Origin of the sequence: Nonomuraea africana (assembly GCF_014873535.1) — a bacterium.
In the GTDB taxonomy this organism is placed as follows: Bacteria; Actinomycetota; Actinomycetes; order Streptosporangiales; family Streptosporangiaceae; genus Nonomuraea; species Nonomuraea africana.
The window spans coordinates 1,998,467-2,018,187 of sequence record NZ_JADBEF010000001.1; the positions used below are offsets into that span (position 1 = coordinate 1,998,467).

Here is a 19,721-nt window from a genome sequence, read left to right on the forward strand (position 1 = left end):
GATCATGCGGTGGGGCGTTGGACAGCGTAGAACACCTTGATGCCGGCCGTCTGCGGGCGGGGTCAACGCCATGACCATAGGCGCTGGCGAGGGGTTTCCAGTCCGGGCCGAACGCCACCGACCAGGCTCCGGCGTCACCTTGGCCGGACAGGAACAGCCGTCGCCAGCCGCCCACCCTCACCGGGCTCTCCACGCTACCGACCATTGAGCAAGATCTGTGACCTGTGCATCTGGAGGTCTCCAGCGACGGGGCGCGGTGAGGTCGACGACCTCGATCGCACCGGTCTCCGCAAGATCGACGTCTTCCTTGAAGATGGCTGCTGAAATCCTCCACCAGGCCGGGCATGTGCGGCGGCGCCCGGGACGCCGCCTCACGGGGTTACGCGCCGCGGCAGGGGACGCGCCACGCCTGCAGGTCGAGTTTCTTCTTCAGCGAGTTGAAGTTCTGCTTGTTGGACTTGGCGCAGAACCTTGCGGTGCCCAGGTCGTACTCGACCTGGAAGACGGCCTTGCCCGCCTTGACGAACTGGTCGTAGCCGAAGTCGCCGTTCTGGGCGGTGGTGCACTCGTCGTACTGCCAGCACTGCTCGTTGACGGCGAAGTCGAAGTACGGCAGGAGCTGCGGGATCTGCTCCAGGTCGTTCTTCAGCCCGATGGACAGGCCGCGCTTGTGCGCCTCGTTGGCCAGCCAGGTGTTGTACGCGAGCTGGTCGGCGGCCGTGAGCGGGAAACCGGTCTCCGACTTGTAGCCGTCGACCAGGTCGGCCTCCACGCCGTCGAACCCGGCCTTCTTGCACATGTCGAGCCTGGCCTTCATGATCTCGCCGAGCTTGCCCTGGTACTGGCGGATGTCCAGCCAGCGCTCCTCGGGCCAGCCGTCCACCTGCTTGCCAAGCACGGACTTGGGGAACTGGGCGGCGTCGGGGCGGAAGTTCTCGTACGAGCCCGCGCTGATGTAGCAGATAACGCCGCGGCCGGGTTTGTCGGCCTTGAGCGCCTTGACGATGGCGCCGTCCTTGGCCAGGAAACCGTCGATGTCGAACATCTGGACGTTCGGGAAGGGCTTCTTGGGCAGCGTCGAGAGCTGCCACTGCCAGCTGGTGTTGAGCGCGGGTTTCCAGCAGCCGTCGCACGGCGCGGGTGCGGGCAGCGGGGCCGCTTCGTGGGCCTGCACCGCCGCCTGGGCCGGGGCGCTCACGAGTGCGGCAGCCGCCAGCACGGCCGCGGAAATGATCGTCTTCAAACGCATGACGGCAAGGTCTATAGGTTCGCGGGGCCCGGCTTACCGGAAATGTGATCACGAAAAGGTTGCGGTCTTACCGTCCGGGGAAGTAGCGGGCGGCCATCCAGATGGTGAGCTCGGGAGATCCGGCCGGCACCAGGCAGGGGAGCGGGCGCCGACCCGTGCATCCACCTCAACGAGATCCACGACGTGCAGTTCACCTGTGCACCCCTCGACGGCTGGTGGTGGACGGGCGACAACCGGTCGACCGAACTTCTCCTTCCACACCCCTCGTGAGGGGGAGGAGACACACGCAGGCGGTGGAGAACACCCCCGAGAGGGGCGTCGGCTACATCGACGGACAGGTGGGTTCAGGTACTGGTTCCCCGGCGAGGCCAGCCCGGGCGAGGCGTGGATGGAGGTAGACCGGCTGCGCATCTACTCCCTGACATGGCGCTTGCCGTACAGGTCGGCCGATCTCGCGGGAGGCGATCTCGGGGGGCGATTCGGCTAGCCTGCCCGGCATGCCACGCGCCCGCCAGATCGTCGCCGACGCCGCCGACCATCCGGCGGTACGGCGGCCGGCCGTCCAGGCCGCGCTGAAGCGCTGCGCCGCCGCTCGTGGCCACGCGCACCTCGCCCCGCCCCCTCGCCGTCGAGGGCCGCAGCGAGGACCACTCTCGCACGGTGGCCGCCGAGCTGACCGGCGCGCTGAAGGCGGCAGGGCTCGGCAGTGCGGAGATCGCGGGCGGGAACTCCCGTCACGAACCGGACGGGCGGTTCGTCGACGTGTCGGTCTCGGTCGACGTGCTGGTGCGCGACGACCTGGCCCGAGGGGTGTCGCTTCTTTCCGGCGCGAGGTGGGTTCGGACAGGATGCGAGGATGCAGGAGCAACTGATCCGGATGCTTGTTGAGCTGGTCGTGGACCTGGCGATGTTCTTCGACTCTTGCGATGACTCGGTGCTGGACCCCGATGACGCGGTGAAGCAACTGGAGTGGATCGGATACAAGTTCGCAGGCCTTTCTCCTGAGGCTCGACAAGAGGTGATCGCGGTTATGCGGGACATCGCGGCGCGCGATAGAGAGACGTATGGCGCCTTCCTGGCGACCTGGATCGATGAGCTGGGTGCCTGGGACGAACCGCAGGAATGAAGCAGACTGGCGGCGGTGCGGCCCACACGCGGCGGGTCGGATGGGTACGGCGGGGCTGGTGTGCGATGCGAGCACGGTTGAGGAGTTCCCAGCACTCGCGGAGACGATGCGGCGCTGCAGAAGGTCGCCGGAGGGTGGGAAGTCGATCCGCTACCGGGATATCCCGCCTTCGGAGACCGGGGACTGATCGGTTCAGATACAAGGGCACGAAGCGCTTGACCTGAAGCTGAGAAAATGTCCGATTCTGACCGTACGCTGGCTGCGTGACAGAGATCATCGACTATGGGCGGTTCGGCGGCGGCGGTGCGCGCAGGCCCCGCTACCTGAGCGGCAGCGAGGCCTGGGAGCTGGAACCCTACTTCGGGTCGTTGTTGTTCACGGGGTCGGTGTCTACTCCTGGGGGACACGAGACAAGTTTAGACATGGGATTTCCGGCGGGCCCGGGGTCGTAGGTGATTACGTGCTTACACCCCTTGGCGTCATAGTAAGTTTTGCCGACTTGGCTCTTGTAACCGCCGTCTTTATTGTTGGCTTTTTTGTGCCGCAAACAGTGCGATCTTGATGTGGAATTATCACAGTGGCTCGTTTCGGAGAGAATTGGGGCGGACGCTGCGGCGCCTTCGGTCGCACTGGCGCTGGCGGATTGAGTCGACATGGTCACGGGGACGCCGAGGGCGACGGTCGCGATGGCGGCTGCGGTGAGAGTGTTCCTGAGACTACGCATGAGATATTCCTCCGATATCCGTTTTGTGGCGCTTAGGCATCTTTATAGCTGTTACTGCTTACAAACCCCTTTCATGCCGGTTGTGGTAGGCATGCATGCATGACTGTCGTGCCGATCCCGATGGGGGTGGACGTGCCCCAGTCGCGGTCTGGATGTGACGGCGTGCCTCTGCCGCTGTCATCGATGCCTCTCTGGCGCGGCCGTGGGGGCACGTGCGGCTCGGCGTCCATCCATGGGGGCGGCCCTGGCGTGCGCCGCGTTCGAGCAAGGCGAGCGGCGTTGCGCCAGTTGGCGGTGGCGGTCACCTTTTCGGTCTGGCCTATTGCGTCAAGAGGGGGAGTATTGATCAGGAGCTCTGGCGGACCGCTGAGCGTTGTGCCTCGCCGCGCCCGGTGTTCGCTCGCCGACATCCGACGTCTCCCACTCGTACATGCCACGATCTCGGCCGAGAACGATCAGCTCCGCGCTGCGTAGGGCGGCCGCGGGCGGCTCGCTGAAACTCGAGCACCTCGCGAGACAGTCCGTTCGTCGCCGCAGCAGGTGTCCTGCTGCCGCCGGCGGCAGCAGGGCGAGCGTGATCACCCCGAGGAACCGGGCGATCGCGGAGAAATGGGGAGAAGTAGACTGAGTCCCTTCCCCCGTGCTCCAGGGTGACGCCGGAGGGAGGGCACATGACCTTTCAAGCCGTTGGCTGGCTGTGGTTGTTCGGGCTTCTGGCCCTGGCCGTAGCTGCTTACATCGGCTTGCAGATCAGGCGCTCTCACTATTCTTCGCGTTTCGCCACCCCGGCACTGTTCGGCTTGATCGCTCCTCGTCGGCCTGGTTGGCTGCGGCACATCCCGGCTGTCTTGTTCGCAGTGACGATGATCCTGCTCATCGTGGCGGCCGCACGCCCAGCCGCTTCCGTCCAGGTTCCCCGTGAACGAGCCACGGTCATCGTGGCCATCGACGTCTCGCTATCCATGATCGCGACTGACATCCCACCGTCCAGAATGGAGGCCGCCAAAGCCTCGGCGAAGAAGTTCGTCACAAGCTTGCCCGAGCGATTCAACGTCGGGTTGGTCTCCTTCGCCAGATCCGCAGCGGTTGTGTTGTCGCCCACGGTTGATCACGCCGCAGCGATCCGAGCGATTCATACGTTGAGAACCGCGCGCGGAACCGCCATCGGCGAAGCGGTCTTCTCCAGCCTGGATGCGATCCGTTCCTTTGATCAGCAAGCGGCCAGTGATCCGCCTCCGGCAGCCATCGTGCTGCTCTCCGACGGGGAAAACACCGCGGGACGACCGGTGGCCGAGGCGGCGCAGGCCGCGGCGAGGAACAAGGTACCTGTCTCCACCATCGCGTTCGGCACACCCGACGGCACGGTCGAGGTCGACGGCCGGCAGATTCCCGTTCCGCCGAACGAGGAGGCTTTGCGCATGCTCGCTGAAACCAGCGGCGGACGCGCCTACGACGCCGAGAGCAGTACCTCTCTGGATGAGGTCTACAGGAACATCGGCACGTCCCTGGGCACGATGACCGTCACGCAGGAGCTGGGCTACCTGTTTCTCCGTTGGGCTCTGGTGCCGACGTTCGCGCTGGCCGCCTGGTCGTTGCTCACGACGATCAAGGCGCCTTGACCTTGCCCTGTTGGCCGGCGGCGGTAGTCGCTGGATGGCGCCCAAGATCGGGCCGATCACGCCTGAGCAACTGACCGTCGTACCGCGCGAACGAGGCGCCATGGCGTGACCTCACGGCGCCTCGTAGCTGATGGTTTCATCGCGAAGGCGGTGCGCGGCGCGACCTGCTTGATGGCTCCGAATGATCCGACACCGGCCATCCGTACCATCCAGCGACGCCCCGATCAGTCCCAGATCAGCGTGAAGCCTCCCCAGCGGTTGACTAGTCGATCATGTAGTGGCGCTAAAGAGGCCGACGGCTGGTGCCCGAACCCGTCAGCTGCCAGGAGCCATACCGTTCGGGCACATCCCGCCATGCTGTGCCGGTGCGGATCTTCCACACGATCCCCTGCGGTACCCGCCGGTCGTCTTCCCGAGGACGGCGCATCCGACCTGGTGGGAGTAGCTCACGCGGCTTCTCGCACTCCTGAGCCGTCAGTTAATGACGGCGAATCACCTGACGATGATCCCGCACGATCTAGATCATTTGGAAGACGGGTCTCAGTACGGGCCTACTCCGGAGAGCAAGGGCATCACGGGAACGATGAGGTGGACGATCGCGATCAGCAGGATCGAGGCGATGACCAGCGTGGTGTGGTTCTCCGGTTGGTCACCGGCTGTGCCGAAGCCGAGGCGGGCGGCGATCGGAAGGGTGACGAAGACGAGGATCACCGCGGCCAGGACGGAAGGATGGTGCTGAAGTCCCGGGTCGAGGGGTACTTCCACCACGCGCGTCCAGGACTCCAGATTTGATACCAGAAAGGAGGAGATTGTCGCCCAGGAGGCGGCCAGTTGGACCAGCCCCAGGATGGCGCCTGCCAGGTAGGCCGTGAGGGGACGCGGAGTGCGCCAGCGGGCGGCCACGCGACCTGCGATGATCGCGCAGATGTAGCCGACCGTGCTGCCCGAGGTGTAGGCGAGAGCGGCGGCAGTGCGCCATGACCCCAGGATCTGATCAAGGGGTTGGGGGTCAACCCACAAACTGCGCCCCACGTATGCGTTGTGGGAGGCCAGGAGGATCGACGCAGTTGCCGAGACCACGATCAGGGCCGCGTAGGTGACTTTGGGGAAGCGAGTGATTCGCCGCTCCGGACGACCCCACGGAATGACAACCCATGGATGAGCTGATCGCTTACCTCCGCGGGCGACCAATCTCATGTTCCGGGAGCCCGGTACTCCACCTCCTGCCTCACGGCATCGTCGATCTCCTCCGACGTCAAGAGGACAACCGTCTTCGTTCGTGCTCCGCCGGCTGCCGACACCCTGAGGCCCAAGGCGGCCGAGGCGACGTTGCTGGGCAAGTCGACGATGACGTAGACGTCGTTCTCACCGAATGCGAAGTACATCTGCTCGACCCGGCCCCCGAGGCTCTCCGCCATGCGCTCCACCGCTTGGCGCCGTCCGGTGCCTCCTTCTCGAAGCACCCCCTTGAGGCCGTCCACGGTGTAGCTCGCCTGAATGAGGTATTTGGGCATGATTGAACCCCTTCCCGAACCGCCGCCCCTGCAGGAACGGCCATGAACGCAGTCACATGGACGAAGTTCTCAGCTTCGGTTGACGGTAAGCCCACCCGGCGCACAGATTTTCACCTGGAGGCGGCCAGCACCTTGTCGATCACGATGCTGTCGCCGTACGCCACCGGCAGGGCGGCCCGGTCACTGCCGAGATTCAGCCGTACCCGAGGAGTAGACGCATGGAGCGTGCTGTGGACGGCTTCTTCGCGAAGTACGGGCGCCGTAGGCGGAAGCTGGAACGCATCTGGCACACGGCCGACGTTGGAGAGCGCGAGTCGTAGATCATGCTCCCGGCGGACCTCTCCCACCTCGCCGAATGAGGCGGAGGTACCAGGTGGTTAAGCCGGGCAGACCCGGGCAGGATTCGCATTGTGGCAGGTGGGGGATGGTTCTCCCGGTGGCCGGTGCTCCGGCAGCTCAAGGGAGAGGACGGTAGGAGCGACGCCGCCCGCTCGGCGCGCACCGACGCCCTGAGGCCGCGCACCGAGGAGGCGGACAGGGTCGCCCGCTCGGTCTGCCCCTACTGCGCGGTCGGCTGCGGCCAACTCGTCTACGTCAAGGGCGGTCAGGTCAGCCAGATCGAGGGCGATCCCGACTCGCCCATCTCGCGCGGGCGGCTGTGCCCCAAGGGGTCGGCCAGCAAGCAGCTCGTCACCCATCCGGGCCGCCAGACCCGCGTGCTGTACCGCAGGCCGTACGGCACGGAGTGGGAGCGGCTCGACCTCGGCACCGCGATGGAGATGATCGCCGACCGGGTGCTGAGGACGCGAAGGGACACCTGGCAGCAGACCCATGAGGGCAAGGTCGTGCGCCGCACGCTGGGCATCGCCGGCCTGGGCGGGGCGACGCTCGACAACGAAGAGAACTACCTGATGAAGAAGCTTTACACCGCCCTCGGCGCGATCCAGGTGGAGAACCAGGCGCGCATTTGACACTCCTCCACCGTCCCCGGTCTGGGGACCAGCTTCGGGCGTGGCGGCGCGACGACCTTCCAGCAGGACCTGGCTGGTGCGGACTGCATCGTCATCCAGGGTTCCAACATGGCCGAATGCCATCCGGTGGGCTTCCAGTGGGTGGTGGAGGCCAGGGCGCGGGGAGCGAAGGTGTTCCATGTGGACCCGCGATTCACCCGGACCAGCGCGCTGGCCGACCGCCACCTGCCGATCCGCGCGGGTAGCGACATCGTGCTGCTCGGCGCCCTGATCAACCACGTCCTCGGCAACGAGCTGGACTTCCGCGAGTACGTGCTGGCCTACACCAACGCCGCCACCCTCGTGTCCGAGGACTTCCAGGACACCGAGGATCTCGACGGGCTGTTCTCCGGCTTCGACCCCGAGACGCGTACATACGACCCGAAGAGCTGGTCGTACGAGGGCACGGGCGAGCAGGCTCCGGGCGAGACCCTGGAGGGCGGCCTGCACCACGCCCAGGCCGCGGGGGCGGATCGCTACGGCTCCGGTGGCGCCGCCGCGCACCCCAGCCCGCCGACGGACCCGACGCTGCGCCACCCGCGCTGCGTCTACCAGATCCTCAGGCGGCACTTCGCCCGATACACCCCAGAGCTGGTGGAGCAGCTCTGCGGCATCTCGCCGGAGGACTTCGCCGAGCTCGCCGACGCGATCACCGCCAACTCCGGCCGGGAGCGAACCACCGCATGGGTGTACTCCGTCGGCTGGACCCAGCACACGGTGGGCGCGCAGTACATCCGCACCGCCGCGATCCTCCAGCTGCTGCTGGGCAACATGGGCCGTCCCGGCGGCGGCATCCTGGCGCTGCGCGGCCACGCGAGCATTCAGGGCTCGACCGACATCCCGACGCTGTTCAACATCCTGCCGGGCTACCTGGCCATGCCCCACGCCCACCGACACGAGAACCTGGACGACTACCTGGAGCGCGAGGGAGGCGGGACCGGCTTCTGGGGCAACCGGCGCTCCTACCTGGTGAGCCTGCTCAAGGCCTGGTGGGGAGAGGCGGCCACCGAGGAGAACGACTTCTGCTTCGACCACCTGCCGCGCCTGACCGGCGACCACGGCCACTACACCACCGTGATGGGCCAGATCGACGGGACGGTGAAGGGCTACTTCGTGGTGGGGGAGAACCCCGCGGTCGGCTCCTCCGGCGGCCGCGCCCAGCGCCTCGGCCTGGCCGGCCTCGACTGGCTGGTGGTGCGCGACCTGACGCTGGTGGAGACTGCCACGTTCTGGCGGGACGGGCCGGAGCTCGAGACCGGGGAGATGCGCACCGAGGACATCGCCACCGAGGTGTTCTTCCTGCCCGCCGCGAGCCACGTGGAGAAGGAGGGCACCTTCACCAACACGCAGCGGCTCCTGCAGTGGCGGGAGAAGGCGCTCGACCCGCCCGGCGACTGCCGCAGCGAGCTGTGGTTCTACTACCACCTCGGCAGGCTCCTCAGGGAGCGGCTGACCGGGGACGAGACCGACCGGCCGCTGCGCGAGCTGACATGGGACTACCCCGAGCACGGCGAGCACCGGGAGCCCTCGGCGGCGGCCGTGCTCCGCGAGATCAACGGTGTCGGCCCGGACGGGCGGGCGCTGTCGTCCTCCGCCCAGCTCAAACCCGACGGGTCGACCTCGTGCGGCTGCTGGATCTACTGCGGTGTCTACGCCGGCGAGGTCAACCAGGCTGCCCGGCGCAGGCCCGGGCGGGAGCAGACGCCCGTGGCGCCCGAATGGGGCTGGGCCTGGCCGGCCAACAGGCGAATTCTCTACAACCGGGCCTCCGCCGACCCCGAGGGCCGCCCGTGGAGCGAGCGCAAGGCGTACATCTGGTGGGATGCGGAGCGCGGCGAGTGGACCGGGCACGACGTGCCCGACTTCGAGCGGAACAAGCCGCCGGACTACGTGCCGCCCGAAGGCGCAAGAGCCGAGGCCGCGCTGGCCGGGACCGACCCGTTCATCATGCAGACCGACGGGAAGGGCTGGCTGTACGTGCCGGCGGGTCTGGTCGACGGGCCGCTGCCCGCCCACTACGAGCCGCACGAGTCGCCGGTCCGCAACCCGCTGTACGGCCAGCAGGCCAACCCCGCGCGCCGGATCTACGCACGCCCGGAAAGCCCCTACAACCCGCCGGAGTCGCCTCGCTTCCCGTACGTGCTGACCACGTACCGGCTCACCGAGCACCACACGGCGGGCGCCATGAGCCGGCCGCTGGCCTACCTCGCCGAGCTGCAGCCCGAGCTGTTCTGCGAGGTGTCCCCCCAGCTCGCCGCCGAGCTCGGGCTGGTCAACGGCGACTGGGCCACGATCGTGACCAGCCGCGCTGTGATCGAGGCCCGGGTGCTGGTCACCGGGCGGGTCCGGCCGCTGCGGATCCAGGGCAGGGTGATCCATCAGATCGGCCTGCCCTACCACTGGGGATGGGGCGGCGGCGGCCTGGTGACCGGCGACGTCACCAACGACCTGCTGCCGCTGGTGCTCGACCCGAACGTCTACATCCAGGAGAGCAAGGCCGTGACCTGCGACGTGCGTCCCGGCAGGCGGCCGAGGGGCCGGGCGGCGCTCGACCTGCTGGAGGTGTACCGCCATGACTGAGCGGATGGGCTTCTTCACCGACACCAGCGTCTGCATCGGCTGCAAGGCCTGCGAAGTGGCCTGCAAGGAGTGGAACCAGCTGCCCGACGACGGGTTCGTGTTCGAGGCGACCTCCTACGACAACACCGGGCAGCTCGGGGCGAGCACCTGGCGCCACGTGGCCTTCATCGAGCAGACGCGCACCGTGCGGATGAAGGGAGACGAGGACGCCGGTGTGGACCGCTGGCTGATGTCGTCGGACGTGTGCAAGCACTGCACCCACGCCGCGTGCCTGGACGTGTGCCCGACCGGTGCGCTGTTCCGGACCGAGTTCGGCACGGTGGTGGTGCAGGAGGACATCTGCAACGGCTGCGGCTACTGCGTGCCGGCCTGCCCGTTCGGCGTGATCGACCGCAGGGAGGGCGACGGGCGGGCCTGGAAGTGCACGATGTGCTACGACCGGCAGCGTGGAGGCCTCGAACCGGCGTGCGCCAAGGCCTGCCCGACCGACTCGATCCAGTTCGGCCCGCTCGACGAGCTCAGGGAGCGGGCCGAGGACCGGCTGGAGCGCCTGCACGCCGACGGGCGACCCGAGGCCCGGCTGTACGGCGAGAGCCCGGACGACGGAGTGGGCGGCGCGGGGGCGTTCTTCCTGCTGCTGGACGAGCCGGAGGTGTACGGCCTGCCGCCGGATCCGGTGGTGACCACCCGCGACCTGCCGTCCATGTGGCGCTGGGCGGGGGCCGCGGCGCTGTCCGTGGCAGGGGTGGTGGCGGTGGCCTTCTCGGGGTCCTTCGCGGGAGGCATCGCGGGATTCCGTAACGGGGGGCGGCGGTGACGCGGGAGCGGTCGATGGTGCCGGAGGCCGAGTTCCGGTCGTACTACGGACGGCCGGTCATCAAGGCTCCGATCTGGCACGAACCCCACATGCCGACATATCTCTATCTAGGAGGTCTGTCCGGGGTTTCGTCGATGATGGCCGTGGTGGCGGGGTTCACCGGGCACCACCGGCTCGCGCGCACCGCCCGGATCGCGGCGGCGCTCGGGGCGGCCACCGGCGCCGGCCTCCTCGCCGCCGAGCTGGGCAGGCCCGAACGCTTCCTCAACATGCTGCGCGTGTTCAAACCGACCTCGCCGATGAGCGTGGGCTCATGGATCCTCGCCGCCCAGGGCGGGCTGTCGGCGGTCGCCGCCTCGTCCGAGCTGACCGGGATCCTGCCCGTCGTGGGCGACGCGGCGGTCCTCGCCACGGGCGTGACCGGTCCGCTGACCGCCACCTACACCGCCGTCCTGGTCGCCGACACCGCCGTGCCCGCCTGGCACGAGGCGTACAGGGAGCTGCCGTTCCTGTTCGCCGGGAGCGCGCTGGCCAGCGCGGGGGCACTGGGCATGCTGGCGACGCCCCGGGCGGAGGCGGGGCCCGCCCGCGCGGTGGCGATGATCGGGGCCGCCATGGAGACCGTCTCGGGCGTGGTGATGGAGCGCAGGCTGGGGCCGGCCGGCGAGCCGTACCGGCTGGGGAGGGCGGGCTACCTGATGCGTTCGGCCCGCGCGCTGACGGCCGGCGGCGGCCTGCTCGCCGCGGTCGCCGGGCGCAGCCGTACGCTCACCGCCCTGTCCGGCCTCGCTCTCACGGCCGGAGCCCTGTGCACCCGCTTCGGCGTACTGGCGGCGGGCAGAGCCTCGGCCGCCGACCCGAAGTACACGGTCGTACCCCAGAGACAGCGCCTCGACGGCGAGCGACCCGGCTGACCCTCCGCCCCCTGGCGTTCAGCGGAGTCGCAGGTGAGGGCCGGAGAACGGGATGAGCTCTCCGATGACCGGCGCGCCGGGGATCTCGCCGGCCACCAGGAGGCCGCCGGAGGTCTGGGCGTCGGCGAGCAGCAGCAGGTCCTCCTCGCCGAAGCCGCCGGGGTCGAGGCAGGGACGCACCCAGTCGAGGTTGCGGCGGGTGCCGCCGCTCACGTAGCCGCCGCGCGCCGCCTCGCGGGCCCCTTCCAGGTACGGCACGGCCGCCACATCGACCACGGCCGTGACGCCGCTGGCCCGGGCCAGCTTGTAGAGGTGGCCCAGCAGGCCGAACCCGGTCACGTCCGTGGCGCACACCGCTCCGGCGGCCAGCGCGGCCCTGGAGGCGTCGCGGTTCAGCGCGCTCATCGCGGCGACCGCGTGCGGGAACACCTCGCCGGTCGCCTTGTGCCGGGTGTTCAGCACCCCGATGCCAAGCGGCTTGGTGAGGGTGATCGGCAGCCCAGGCCGGCCGCCGCCGATGCGCAACAGCCGCCCGGGATCGGCCAGGCCGGTAACGGCCATGCCGTACTTCGGCTCCGGGTCGTCGACGCTGTGGCCGCCCGAGACGTGGCAGCCCGCGGCCCGAGCCGCGTCCAGGCCGCCGCGCAGCACCTCTTTCGCCAGCTCCAGCGGCAGCGTCTCCCTGGGCCAGCCGAGCAGGTTGACCGCCACCAGCGGCTCCCCGCCCACCGCGTAGACATCCGACAGGGCATTGGCCCCCGCGATGCGGCCCCAGTCGTAGGGCTCGTCCACCACGGGCGTGAAGAAATCGGCGGTGGCCACGATCGCCCGGCCGCCGTCGAGGCGGACCACGGCGGCGTCGTCCCCGTCGTCGAGACCGATGAGCAACTCGCCGGCGGGGGAGTCCACGGGCTGGCTGAGAAGTCCCGCCACGACGGCTTCCAGCTCGCCGGGCGGGATCTTGCACGCGCAGCCGCCTCCGTGCGCGTACTGCGTCAGCCGGACCGGGCCCTGTCCCGGCCAGGTGCTGAGTGTCATGGCGCCCTCAGGTGGATCGCGGCGGTGTGTCGCTCCAGCCCTACCCGCCTGCGAGTAGATTCTCCCTCGGAGGCGTGTGGGCGCCTGGTGGCCCCCGCGGTCTTCAAAACCGACGAGGCCGAGGTTCTCGGCCTGGCGGGTTCGATTCCCGTCCGCCTCCGCTCTATTTTCGAAGGGTGGACCCACGAAGGCACGTGCCACGTACCGACGCCGTGCTCGCCGATCCGCGGCTGGTCGCGGCTGGCGGTCGGCTGGGCCGGTCGGTCGTCAAGGACGCGGTGGTGCGGGCCCAGCAGCGGGCGCGACTCGGCGAGATCGCCCCTGAGGACGTCGCGGACGCGGCCGTGGCGGCGCTCCCACCACAGGCCGCGAGCCTGCGCGCGGTGATCAACGCGACCGGCGTGCTGATCCACACCAACCTCGGCCGGGCGCCGCTGTCGCTCGCGGCGGTCGAGGCGATGGCGGCCGCGGCCGGTGCCGCCGACGTGGAGTTCGACCTGGAGACCGGCGCCCGGGCCCGTCGCGGGCGGGGCGCGCTGGACGCGCTCGCGCGCGCCGTGCCCGCCGCCGAGGACGTGCACGTCGTCAACAACAACGCCGCCGCGCTCGTCCTGGTGGCCACCGTGCTCGCCGCGGGCCGGGAGATCGTGATCAGCCGCAGCGAGCTGGTGGAGATCGGCGACGGGTTCCGCATCCCCGACCTGCTCGTCTCCACGGGGGCGCGGCTGCGCGAGGTGGGCACCACCAACCGCACCTCCTGCCGCGACTACGCGGCGGCCGTGGGACCGGAGACCGGATGCGTGCTCAAGGTGCACCCGTCGAACTTCCGGATCGAGGGTTTCACCGGCTCCGCCGAGGTGTCGGAGCTGACCGGGCTCGGCGTGCCCGTCGTGGCCGACATCGGCTCCGGCCTCCTCTCCCGCGAGCCGCTGCTGCCCGCCGAGCCGGACGCGACGACCGTGCTCGAGGCCGGGGCGGATCTCGTGACCGCCAGCGGCGACAAGCTGCTCGGCGGGCCGCAGGCGGGGCTCCTCCTCGGCCGCCGCGACCTGGTCGAACGGTGCAGACGGCACCCGCTCGCCCGCGCGCTGCGGGTCGACAAGCTGACGCTGGCGGCACTGGAGGCCACGCTCAGGGGTCCTGTCGTCCCGGTCCGCCAGGCGCTGCAGGCGGATCCGGCGGCGCTCGGCGACCGGGCCGCGGCGCTCGCCGACAAGCTGGCCGGTGCCGGGGTCGACGCGCGAGCCGTACCGAGCGAGGCCGCTGTGGGAGGAGGGGGAGCGCCCGGCGTCATGCTGCCGAGCGCCGCCGTGAGCCTGCCCGAGCGGCTCGCCGCGCCGCTGCGAACCGGCGATCCCCCGGTCGTCGGCCGGATCGAGGGCGGGCGGCTGCTGCTCGACCTGCGCACCGTTCCCGGCGACCGGGACGGCGATGTGGCGCGCGCGATCCTCGAGGTGAGCGGCTGATGCACGTCGTCGCCACGGCGGGTCACGTCGATCATGGCAAGTCCACGCTGGTGCGGGCGCTCACCGGGATGGAGCCCGACCGGCTGGAGGAGGAGCGGCGGCGGGGGCTGACGATCGAGCTGGGTTACGCCTGGACGACTCTGCCCTCGGGGCGGCGCCTCGCCTTCGTGGACGTTCCCGGCCACGAGCGGTTTCTCAGCACGATGCTGGCCGGGGTCGGTCCCGTGCCGGCCGTCATGTTCGTGGTGGCCGCCGACGAGGGCTGGATGCCGCAGTCCGAGGAGCACCTGGTGGCGCTGGAGGCCCTCGGCGTACGGCACTGCCTGCTCGCGGTGACGCGGGCTGACCTCGCCGATCCGGGCCCGGCGATCGAGCAGGCACGGACCCGTCTGGCCGCCGCCGGGCTGGGTGGCGTCGAGGCGGTGGGGGCGAGCGGGCGTACCGGTCAGGGACTCGGCGAGCTGCGGGAGGCGCTGGACCGGCTGGTCGCCAGGCTTCCCGTGCCCGATCCGGAGGCGCCGGTCCGGCTGTGGATCGACAGGGTTTTCACCGTGACCGGCAGCGGCACGGTCGTGACCGGGACCCTGCCCGAGGGCACGATCTCGGTGGGTGACGAGCTGGCGCTCGGCGGCGAGCCGGTACGGGTGCGGGCGCTGGAGTCCCTCAAGGAGCCACTGGCCGCGGTGACCGGCGTCGCCAGGGTGGCGGTGAACCTGCGGGGCCGCGGCCTTCCCGAGCGAGGCCGGGCCCTGGTCACACCCGGCCGATGGACGTCCACGGACCTGGTCGACGTTCGGATCTCACCTGTCGGAGCCCTCCGGGGATCCGGCCGCGGACCGGGCGACCGAGGCGATGGCGGCACGTGCGGCGGCCTCTCGGGGTGCGGGCCGGTCGGGCAGGGAGGCGGGGGAGAGCGGCGCCTGCCCAGGCGGCTCACCGCGCACATCGGGTCGGCGGCGGTGGCGTGCGAGGTGCGGCCGCTCGGTGGCCGCATCGTGCGGCTGCGCCTGGCCGGCCCGCTCCCGCTCCACCTCGGAGACGTACTGCTGTTGCGCGACCCCGGCCGCGACCGCACCGAGGTGCGGGTGCTGGCCGGGGCGAGCGTGCTCGACGTGCGCCCGCCGGCGCTCGGCCGCCGGGGCGCGGCGCGGGCGCGCGCCGCGCGGCTGGAGCCGGCCGCGCCGGACGCGGCCTCCGCCCTGCGCACCCATCGGCTGCTGCGAGCGGCCGACCTGACCGCCATGGTGGGGAAGCCCGACGGGCGCCCGGTCTGCGACGACTGGTACGCCCACCCCGAGCACTGGGAGGAGCTGGCCAGGCGACTGACCGAGGCGGCCCTGCGGTACGCGGCCGAGCACCCGCTGGATCCCGGCATGCCGCTCGAAGCGGCCCGGCGCGAGCTCGCCCTGCCCGACCGGCGGCTGGTCGCCGCGCTGGTACGGCCGCCGCTCACAGTCGCCGAGGGCCGGATCCTCACCCGGCCTTCCGGCCTGCCCACGCCGGTGGCCCGGGCTGTCGAGCGGCTGAGGGCGGAGCTGTCCGCGCATCCCTTCCAGGCGCTGGAGGCCTGGCGGCTGAGCCAGCTGGGGCTGGGCGTCCGGGAGGTGGCGGCGGCCGTACGGGCGGGGAGCCTGCTGCGCGTGGCCGAAGGCGTCGTGCTGCTGCCCGGCGCGGACGCCAGGGCGGCGGAGCTGCTGAGGCGGCTGCCGCAGCCCTTCACGGTCAGCGAGGCGAGGCGCGCCCTCGACACCAGCCGAAGGGTCGCGGTGCCGCTGCTGGAACACCTCGATCGGAGCGGGATCACCGTACGGGTGGACGAGGTCCACCGCCGCTGCCGTTGACCTGCTCAGCGGGGCGTCATGGACAGGACATCGTCATCGGCTGATCGCGGTGACGAGCGGCGAAGCGTCCGTCCGGCCGCGGCGATCAGCGTCGTCGTCCGATCCTCGGGAACGAACTCACCCTGGCTGCGGCTGTGGTGAGGTTTTCGGCAGGCGCAGCGCCGGTCAGGCCCGCGATCGCGGCGAGCATCATCAGGGAGGTGTTCGTTCGCATGGGAGGAACGTAGAGATCCGGGCCGTTCGGCACGGACCACCCCTGACTATCGTCAGGGGCCGCCGGGCGGGACGCCCGGCGGCGGTTCACCTCACGGCGTTCCGGCGATGGCGCATGCCCGGCACGGGGGACGCCCGCAAATGCACTGCATGATGGCGTCGAGAACGTTGTGGTCGTGATACAGGCACCGGTCGTTGCAGGTGTGGCGCGGAACGAAACCTGCCTGGATCTCGTCGGGCCACGGCTCTTCGCCTTCACGGCAGCGGACGAACTGGTCAGGGTCCGCCGAGTGGAGACCATGCATGCGTGCCCGGGCCTGGGTCTCCAACGTCCGGGTCTCCGCCACCATGGTCTTGAGCTGGGCGGCGAGGTCGGAGTACCGGTCGTCGCCGGTTCGTACGTGCGCGGCCCGCAGAGCCATCACCGCATTGCCGAGGAATCGGCTGGCGTCCTGGAGGTCCGTGGTGTGGTGCAGTTGGATGCCCGTCACGCTTCGGACCCACACGGCGTCGTTGTTCATTGATCAACCCTTCGAAGTGGCAGGCTCGCACACCCGTTCGGGAGTTGCCCCAAACTCGGGGGGACATACCAGGGATTGCAGTTACACGTAGGGTAACCGGATTTTTGCGTGTTTTTCGTACTCGGCGAATTGTGTTGACCATTGGCGGAGTCGCGGCGGCACGCCTGATAACCCACGTGGAGTCTGCCGAACGGCCTCCAGCCTGGTGTGATAGGAGCGCATGTCGATCGACTCGAACCGCGGCGCAGTGGAGAACCTTGCCGATAAATAGACCAAAATTTTAACCGGAGGACAAAGAAACCGGCCACCGCGCGATCGGGCACGGTGGCCGGTTTTGTCTTCGGACGGCCTCTCGAACCAGGCGTTATGCCGTGGCGATCAGCTCGTCACTGCGCACTGCCCGCGCTCCTTCTTGACCGGCCCCTCCATGGTCGGACGTACGTCGAAGTCGAAGATCGCGGTGGGCAGGTAGAGCGAGCAGCATGCGTTGGGGATGTCGACGATCCCGCTGACACGCCCTTCGATCGGGGCCGAGCCGAGGAGCAGGTAGGCCTGTTCGCCGGTGTAGCCCCACTTCTTGAGGTACTCGACGGCGTTGAGGCAGGCCCTGCGGTAGGCCACCGTCGCGTCGAGGTAGTAGTTGGTGTCGGTGTCGTGGTCGACCGAGATCCCGATGAACGAAAGGAACTCGGAGTAGCGCGGCTCGACGTTGCCGGGCATGAAGATCGGGTTGGTGGTGACACCGTACTTCTCCATGCCGCCCTTGATGAGGTCGACGTGGAAGTCGATGTAACCGCCCATCTCGATCGCGCCGCAGAAGGTAATCTCGCCGTCGCCCTGGCTGAAGTGCAGGTCACCTCCGGAAAGCTTGGCGTCCTTCACATGAACCGGGTAGAAGACCCTGGCTCCGCGGGTGAAGTTCTTGATGTCGTGGTTGCCGCCGTTCTCCCGCGCGGGAACCGTACGGGCGCCCTCGCTGGCGATCCGCTGCGCCACCTCGCCGCTTGCCGTGCCGGAGATGGCGTTCTCGGCCAGCGGTGGCAGGCCGAGCGGCGGGACCCGCTGCGGATCTGTGTCGATGAGAGCCTGCTCCCTGCGGTTCCAGGACGCGAGCAGATCCGCTGATGGCGCGGTGCCGAACAGGCCGGGGTGGGTGATGCCGGTGTAGCGCACCCCCGGCAGGTGGCGGGATGTGGCGATCTGACCGTGGAAGTCCCAGATCGCCTTGTAGGCGTCAGGGAAGTAGTCGGTCAGGAATCCACCGCCGTTGGCCTTGGCGAATACGCCGGTGTACCCCCATCCCTGGCCTGGCGCTCCCCCGACCTGTTGTGGAACCGGGCCGAGATCAAGGATGTCGACGACCAGGAGGTCGCCTGGCTCGGCTCCGTCCACCCCGATGGGCCCGCTCAGGACATGCGTGACACTGAGGTCGACGTCCCGTACGTCGTTCGCGGAATCGTTGTTGCCGATCTGGGCGTCGGTCCATTCCCTGCATTCGACTCGAAACTCATCCCCAGGGCGAACCATGTCAGCCACAGGAATGTCTGGGTGCCACCGGTTATGCCCTGGTATTTTCTGATCTCGCATTGACATCGACTGATCGATGCTGAATACGACGTTCGGCATGATGAGTGCCCTTCTTTGAAGCGTGCTGACTCTCAGGCATGACCGCGTCGCATCACCGCCTCTCCAGCTCTGTGGGTCTCTGTGTCAGGTCCAGCGGGGGCGGTGCCTGCGGTCCCGGGCTCCCACCGCCTCGTCACCCGGGCTCGGTGCCGCGGCTGCGGGTTCCCGTCCTCGTGTCAGCGGCCAGAGCCCGATGAACACCACCAGGCCGAACACGGCGAGGATGATCGCGATGAGGTTCGTGTTCTCCCAGTAGCCGGTCAGGATCATGAAAGCCGGAATCGCCGCCGTGACCCACCCCTGGATGGCTGTGACCCAGCCCGTGTACCTGGTGATCTGTTCGTGTTTCAATCCCAGCAACACGAAGAAGAGGAACCACAGGTAGGACCAGTAGAGCCAGATGACGCCGAACGCGGGGTCGCCGAGGAGTTGAAAGTTCGCGTACGCGTATCCGATCGCCATGATGGCCACGAACAGGGAGAAGTAGCCAACTCCTGTGGAGTCGAAACCGCCGAGCAGATTGATCCCGACGTAAAGGTAGGTGAAACCGAAGAGATAGATCCCCGACGCGCCGAGGATCTCGGCCGGCCTGCTCAGGTTAGCGATGATCAGCACGGTGGGCGTGACCACCTGCAGGGCCCCGACGAAGAGGTTGAAGATAGCGGTCGCGCGTGGCTCGACCTTCCCCAGGAGCATCATCCCGTTAAGGAAGAGCACCGCGCCGACGTAAAGTAGTCCGACAGCTCCCATCAGCGACGCGCCTCCTAGTGCCTGTGATGGGTGGTTTCCGATTGGCGGCATCGTCCACGGGCGCCATGAGGCCAGGCGATCCGGCCCGCGGCGGGAAGCGCATACCCGTCGCCGCATCCAGACCCTGCGGATGTCCGTGCGTGGCCAGTCCGAGCGCACGTGGACACGCTGTTCTGTTGATCAAGGCCGGGGCAGGCGTGACATCGCCGGATGCGGTGGCCGTTGGCGCTGCTTGGGAGGCAGGCTCGTGACGACCTCGGGTGCTTCCTGGCTCTGCTCCTCCCGGCTGAGCGCGGCGGACAGCGTCGAGGGCACCCTGGTCAGATACGGCGAAGAGAAAACACGACGGGCCGCCCGGTGACATTCGGGGCAGTCACTCACCGCCGGAGCACTGCCTATCGGCAGGTGCACCTCGAATTGCCCGCAATCGGCGCAGCGGTACTCGTAGGTTGCCATGGGCATCCCCCCACCGGCGATCGAGCCTCGTCTCCCGGCCGGCACCGCGGACCCATCGCCGGTCCACGGCGATCTAGGCGTCTACCCCAGGTAACCTCCGCCTTAACCGCATGTCAACGTCGCAGACAAGGCCGACGATGGCGTCGAGGAAACCCACTCTGAGCTGAAAATCGGCGCACTTTAGCAGGAGGGCGGCCTCAGGCGCCGCTAAAATGGCCGTGTTTTTTAAGACAGGGCGCCGCGCTGTCCTGAAGGCC

General features: G+C 69.0%; 19 protein-coding genes and 1 tRNA gene. 9 read left to right on the top strand and 11 right to left on the bottom strand.

The annotated features are described in order from the left end of the window. Positions 1-379: 379 nt before the first annotated feature. The gene (locus H4W81_RS09215; protein ID WP_192774412.1) at positions 380-1,249 is read right to left on the bottom strand and encodes an endo alpha-1,4 polygalactosaminidase; all 870 of its coding nucleotides are present in this window, start codon (positions 1,247-1,249) and stop codon (positions 380-382) included. 660 nt (positions 1,250-1,909) lie between these two features. Between H4W81_RS09215 and H4W81_RS09220 the strand changes: the two genes are divergently transcribed. The 3 genes from H4W81_RS09220 to H4W81_RS09230 all read left to right on the top strand — a co-directional run bounded on the left by H4W81_RS09220 (position 1,910) and on the right by H4W81_RS09230 (position 4,718). After that, positions 1,910-2,137: a hypothetical protein gene (locus H4W81_RS09220; RefSeq protein ID WP_192774413.1), complete on the top strand. Its 228-nt coding sequence runs from the start codon at positions 1,910-1,912 to the stop codon at positions 2,135-2,137. Then, positions 2,106-2,375, top strand: a complete 270-nt coding sequence (locus H4W81_RS09225; protein WP_192774414.1) for a hypothetical protein — start codon at positions 2,106-2,108, stop codon at positions 2,373-2,375. The genes H4W81_RS09220 and H4W81_RS09225 overlap by 32 nt, the downstream gene beginning before the upstream one ends. A 1,395-nt stretch (positions 2,376-3,770) precedes the next feature. Then, entirely contained in the window at positions 3,771-4,718 is a 948-nt protein-coding gene (locus tag H4W81_RS09230) for a VWA domain-containing protein (protein ID WP_192774415.1), read from the top strand. Between the two features lie 283 nt (positions 4,719-5,001). Here the strand turns inward: H4W81_RS09230 and H4W81_RS46890 are convergent, their stop codons facing one another. From H4W81_RS46890 to H4W81_RS09250, 4 genes are all read right to left on the bottom strand, one after another. Continuing rightward, complete coding sequence (locus H4W81_RS46890; protein ID WP_420538749.1) at positions 5,002-5,196, bottom strand: transposase; 195 nt, start codon at positions 5,194-5,196, stop codon at positions 5,002-5,004. 62 nt (positions 5,197-5,258) lie between these two features. After that, the gene (locus tag H4W81_RS09240; RefSeq protein WP_192774416.1) at positions 5,259-5,915 is read right to left on the bottom strand and encodes a hypothetical protein; all 657 of its coding nucleotides are present in this window, start codon (positions 5,913-5,915) and stop codon (positions 5,259-5,261) included. Beyond that, entirely contained in the window at positions 5,912-6,232 is a 321-nt protein-coding gene (locus H4W81_RS09245) for a GYD domain-containing protein (protein ID WP_192774417.1), read from the bottom strand. The genes H4W81_RS09240 and H4W81_RS09245 overlap by 4 nt, the downstream gene beginning before the upstream one ends. A gap of 110 nt (positions 6,233-6,342) precedes the next feature. Next, entirely contained in the window at positions 6,343-6,522 is a 180-nt protein-coding gene (locus tag H4W81_RS09250) for a hypothetical protein (RefSeq protein WP_192774418.1), read from the bottom strand. Positions 6,523-6,642: 120 nt separating this feature from the next. Between H4W81_RS09250 and fdh the strand changes: the two genes are divergently transcribed. From fdh to nrfD, 3 genes are read left to right on the top strand one after another with little or no spacing between them, the layout of a single operon-like run. Beyond that, positions 6,643-9,822, top strand: coding sequence for a formate dehydrogenase (fdh, locus tag H4W81_RS09260; protein ID WP_318781625.1), 3,180 nt, complete (start codon positions 6,643-6,645; stop codon positions 9,820-9,822). Then, positions 9,815-10,639, top strand: coding sequence for a 4Fe-4S dicluster domain-containing protein (locus H4W81_RS09265; RefSeq protein WP_192774420.1), 825 nt, complete (start codon positions 9,815-9,817; stop codon positions 10,637-10,639). Before fdh ends, H4W81_RS09265 begins: the two co-directional genes overlap by 8 nt. Then, positions 10,636-11,553: an NrfD/PsrC family molybdoenzyme membrane anchor subunit gene (nrfD, locus tag H4W81_RS09270; protein WP_318781626.1), complete on the top strand. Its 918-nt coding sequence runs from the start codon at positions 10,636-10,638 to the stop codon at positions 11,551-11,553. The genes H4W81_RS09265 and nrfD overlap by 4 nt, the downstream gene beginning before the upstream one ends. An 18-nt stretch (positions 11,554-11,571) precedes the next feature. Here the strand turns inward: nrfD and selD are convergent, their stop codons facing one another. After that, entirely contained in the window at positions 11,572-12,591 is a 1,020-nt protein-coding gene (gene selD / locus H4W81_RS09275; protein WP_192774421.1) for a selenide, water dikinase SelD, read from the bottom strand. A gap of 68 nt (positions 12,592-12,659) precedes the next feature. On the opposite strand from selD, the gene H4W81_RS09280 reads away from it, so the two are divergent. The 3 genes from H4W81_RS09280 to selB all read left to right on the top strand — a co-directional run bounded on the left by H4W81_RS09280 (position 12,660) and on the right by selB (position 15,898). After that, positions 12,660-12,752 (top strand) — tRNA-Sec (locus H4W81_RS09280). A gap of 15 nt (positions 12,753-12,767) precedes the next feature. Next, positions 12,768-14,057, top strand: coding sequence for an L-seryl-tRNA(Sec) selenium transferase (gene selA / locus H4W81_RS09285; RefSeq protein ID WP_192774422.1), 1,290 nt, complete (start codon positions 12,768-12,770; stop codon positions 14,055-14,057). Beyond that, on the top strand, positions 14,057-15,898 hold the full coding sequence (gene selB, locus H4W81_RS09290) for a selenocysteine-specific translation elongation factor (RefSeq protein WP_192774423.1): 1,842 nt from the start codon (positions 14,057-14,059) through the stop codon (positions 15,896-15,898). Before selA ends, selB begins: the two co-directional genes overlap by 1 nt. A gap of 85 nt (positions 15,899-15,983) precedes the next feature. On the opposite strand, the gene H4W81_RS48420 is transcribed toward selB, so the two are convergent. From H4W81_RS48420 to H4W81_RS09310, 5 genes are all read right to left on the bottom strand, one after another. After that, complete coding sequence (locus tag H4W81_RS48420) at positions 15,984-16,112, bottom strand: hypothetical protein (protein WP_264083142.1); 129 nt, start codon at positions 16,110-16,112, stop codon at positions 15,984-15,986. A gap of 91 nt (positions 16,113-16,203) precedes the next feature. Next, a complete protein-coding gene (locus H4W81_RS09295) occupies positions 16,204-16,632 on the bottom strand; it encodes a hypothetical protein (RefSeq protein ID WP_192774424.1) in 429 nt (142 codons plus the stop codon). A gap of 378 nt (positions 16,633-17,010) precedes the next feature. Continuing rightward, a complete protein-coding gene (gene fmdA, locus H4W81_RS09300) occupies positions 17,011-18,258 on the bottom strand; it encodes a formamidase (RefSeq protein ID WP_192774425.1) in 1,248 nt (415 codons plus the stop codon). Positions 18,259-18,342: 84 nt separating this feature from the next. Next, positions 18,343-19,167, bottom strand: coding sequence for an AmiS/UreI family transporter (locus H4W81_RS09305; protein ID WP_318781627.1), 825 nt, complete (start codon positions 19,165-19,167; stop codon positions 18,343-18,345). 21 nt (positions 19,168-19,188) lie between these two features. Further along, on the bottom strand, positions 19,189-19,464 hold the full coding sequence (locus H4W81_RS09310; protein ID WP_192774426.1) for an FmdB family zinc ribbon protein: 276 nt from the start codon (positions 19,462-19,464) through the stop codon (positions 19,189-19,191). Between the last annotated feature and the right edge of the window lie 257 nt (positions 19,465-19,721).

Bases quoted from the DNA above. Each gene is read 5' to 3' on its own strand.
- H4W81_RS09215 (WP_192774412.1), bottom strand. From the start codon at position 1,249: ATGCGTTTGAAGACGATCATTTCCGCGGCCGTGCTGGCGGCTGCCGCA.
- H4W81_RS09225 (WP_192774414.1), top strand. From the start codon at position 2,106: ATGCAGGAGCAACTGATCCGGATGCTTGTTGAGCTGGTCGTGGACCTG.
- H4W81_RS09230 (WP_192774415.1), top strand. From the start codon at position 3,771: ATGACCTTTCAAGCCGTTGGCTGGCTGTGGTTGTTCGGGCTTCTGGCC.
- H4W81_RS09240 (WP_192774416.1), bottom strand. From the start codon at position 5,915: ATGAGATTGGTCGCCCGCGGAGGTAAGCGATCAGCTCATCCATGGGTT.
- H4W81_RS09245 (WP_192774417.1), bottom strand. From the start codon at position 6,232: ATGCCCAAATACCTCATTCAGGCGAGCTACACCGTGGACGGCCTCAAG.
- H4W81_RS09265 (WP_192774420.1), top strand. From the start codon at position 9,815: ATGACTGAGCGGATGGGCTTCTTCACCGACACCAGCGTCTGCATCGGC.
- selD (WP_192774421.1), bottom strand. From the start codon at position 12,591: ATGACACTCAGCACCTGGCCGGGACAGGGCCCGGTCCGGCTGACGCAG.
- selB (WP_192774423.1), top strand. From the start codon at position 14,057: ATGCACGTCGTCGCCACGGCGGGTCACGTCGATCATGGCAAGTCCACG.
- H4W81_RS48420 (WP_264083142.1), bottom strand. From the start codon at position 16,112: ATGCGAACGAACACCTCCCTGATGATGCTCGCCGCGATCGCGGGCCTG.
- H4W81_RS09295 (WP_192774424.1), bottom strand. From the start codon at position 16,632: ATGAACAACGACGCCGTGTGGGTCCGAAGCGTGACGGGCATCCAACTG.
- fmdA (WP_192774425.1), bottom strand. From the start codon at position 18,258: ATGCCGAACGTCGTATTCAGCATCGATCAGTCGATGTCAATGCGAGAT.
- H4W81_RS09310 (WP_192774426.1), bottom strand. From the start codon at position 19,464: ATGGCAACCTACGAGTACCGCTGCGCCGATTGCGGGCAATTCGAGGTG.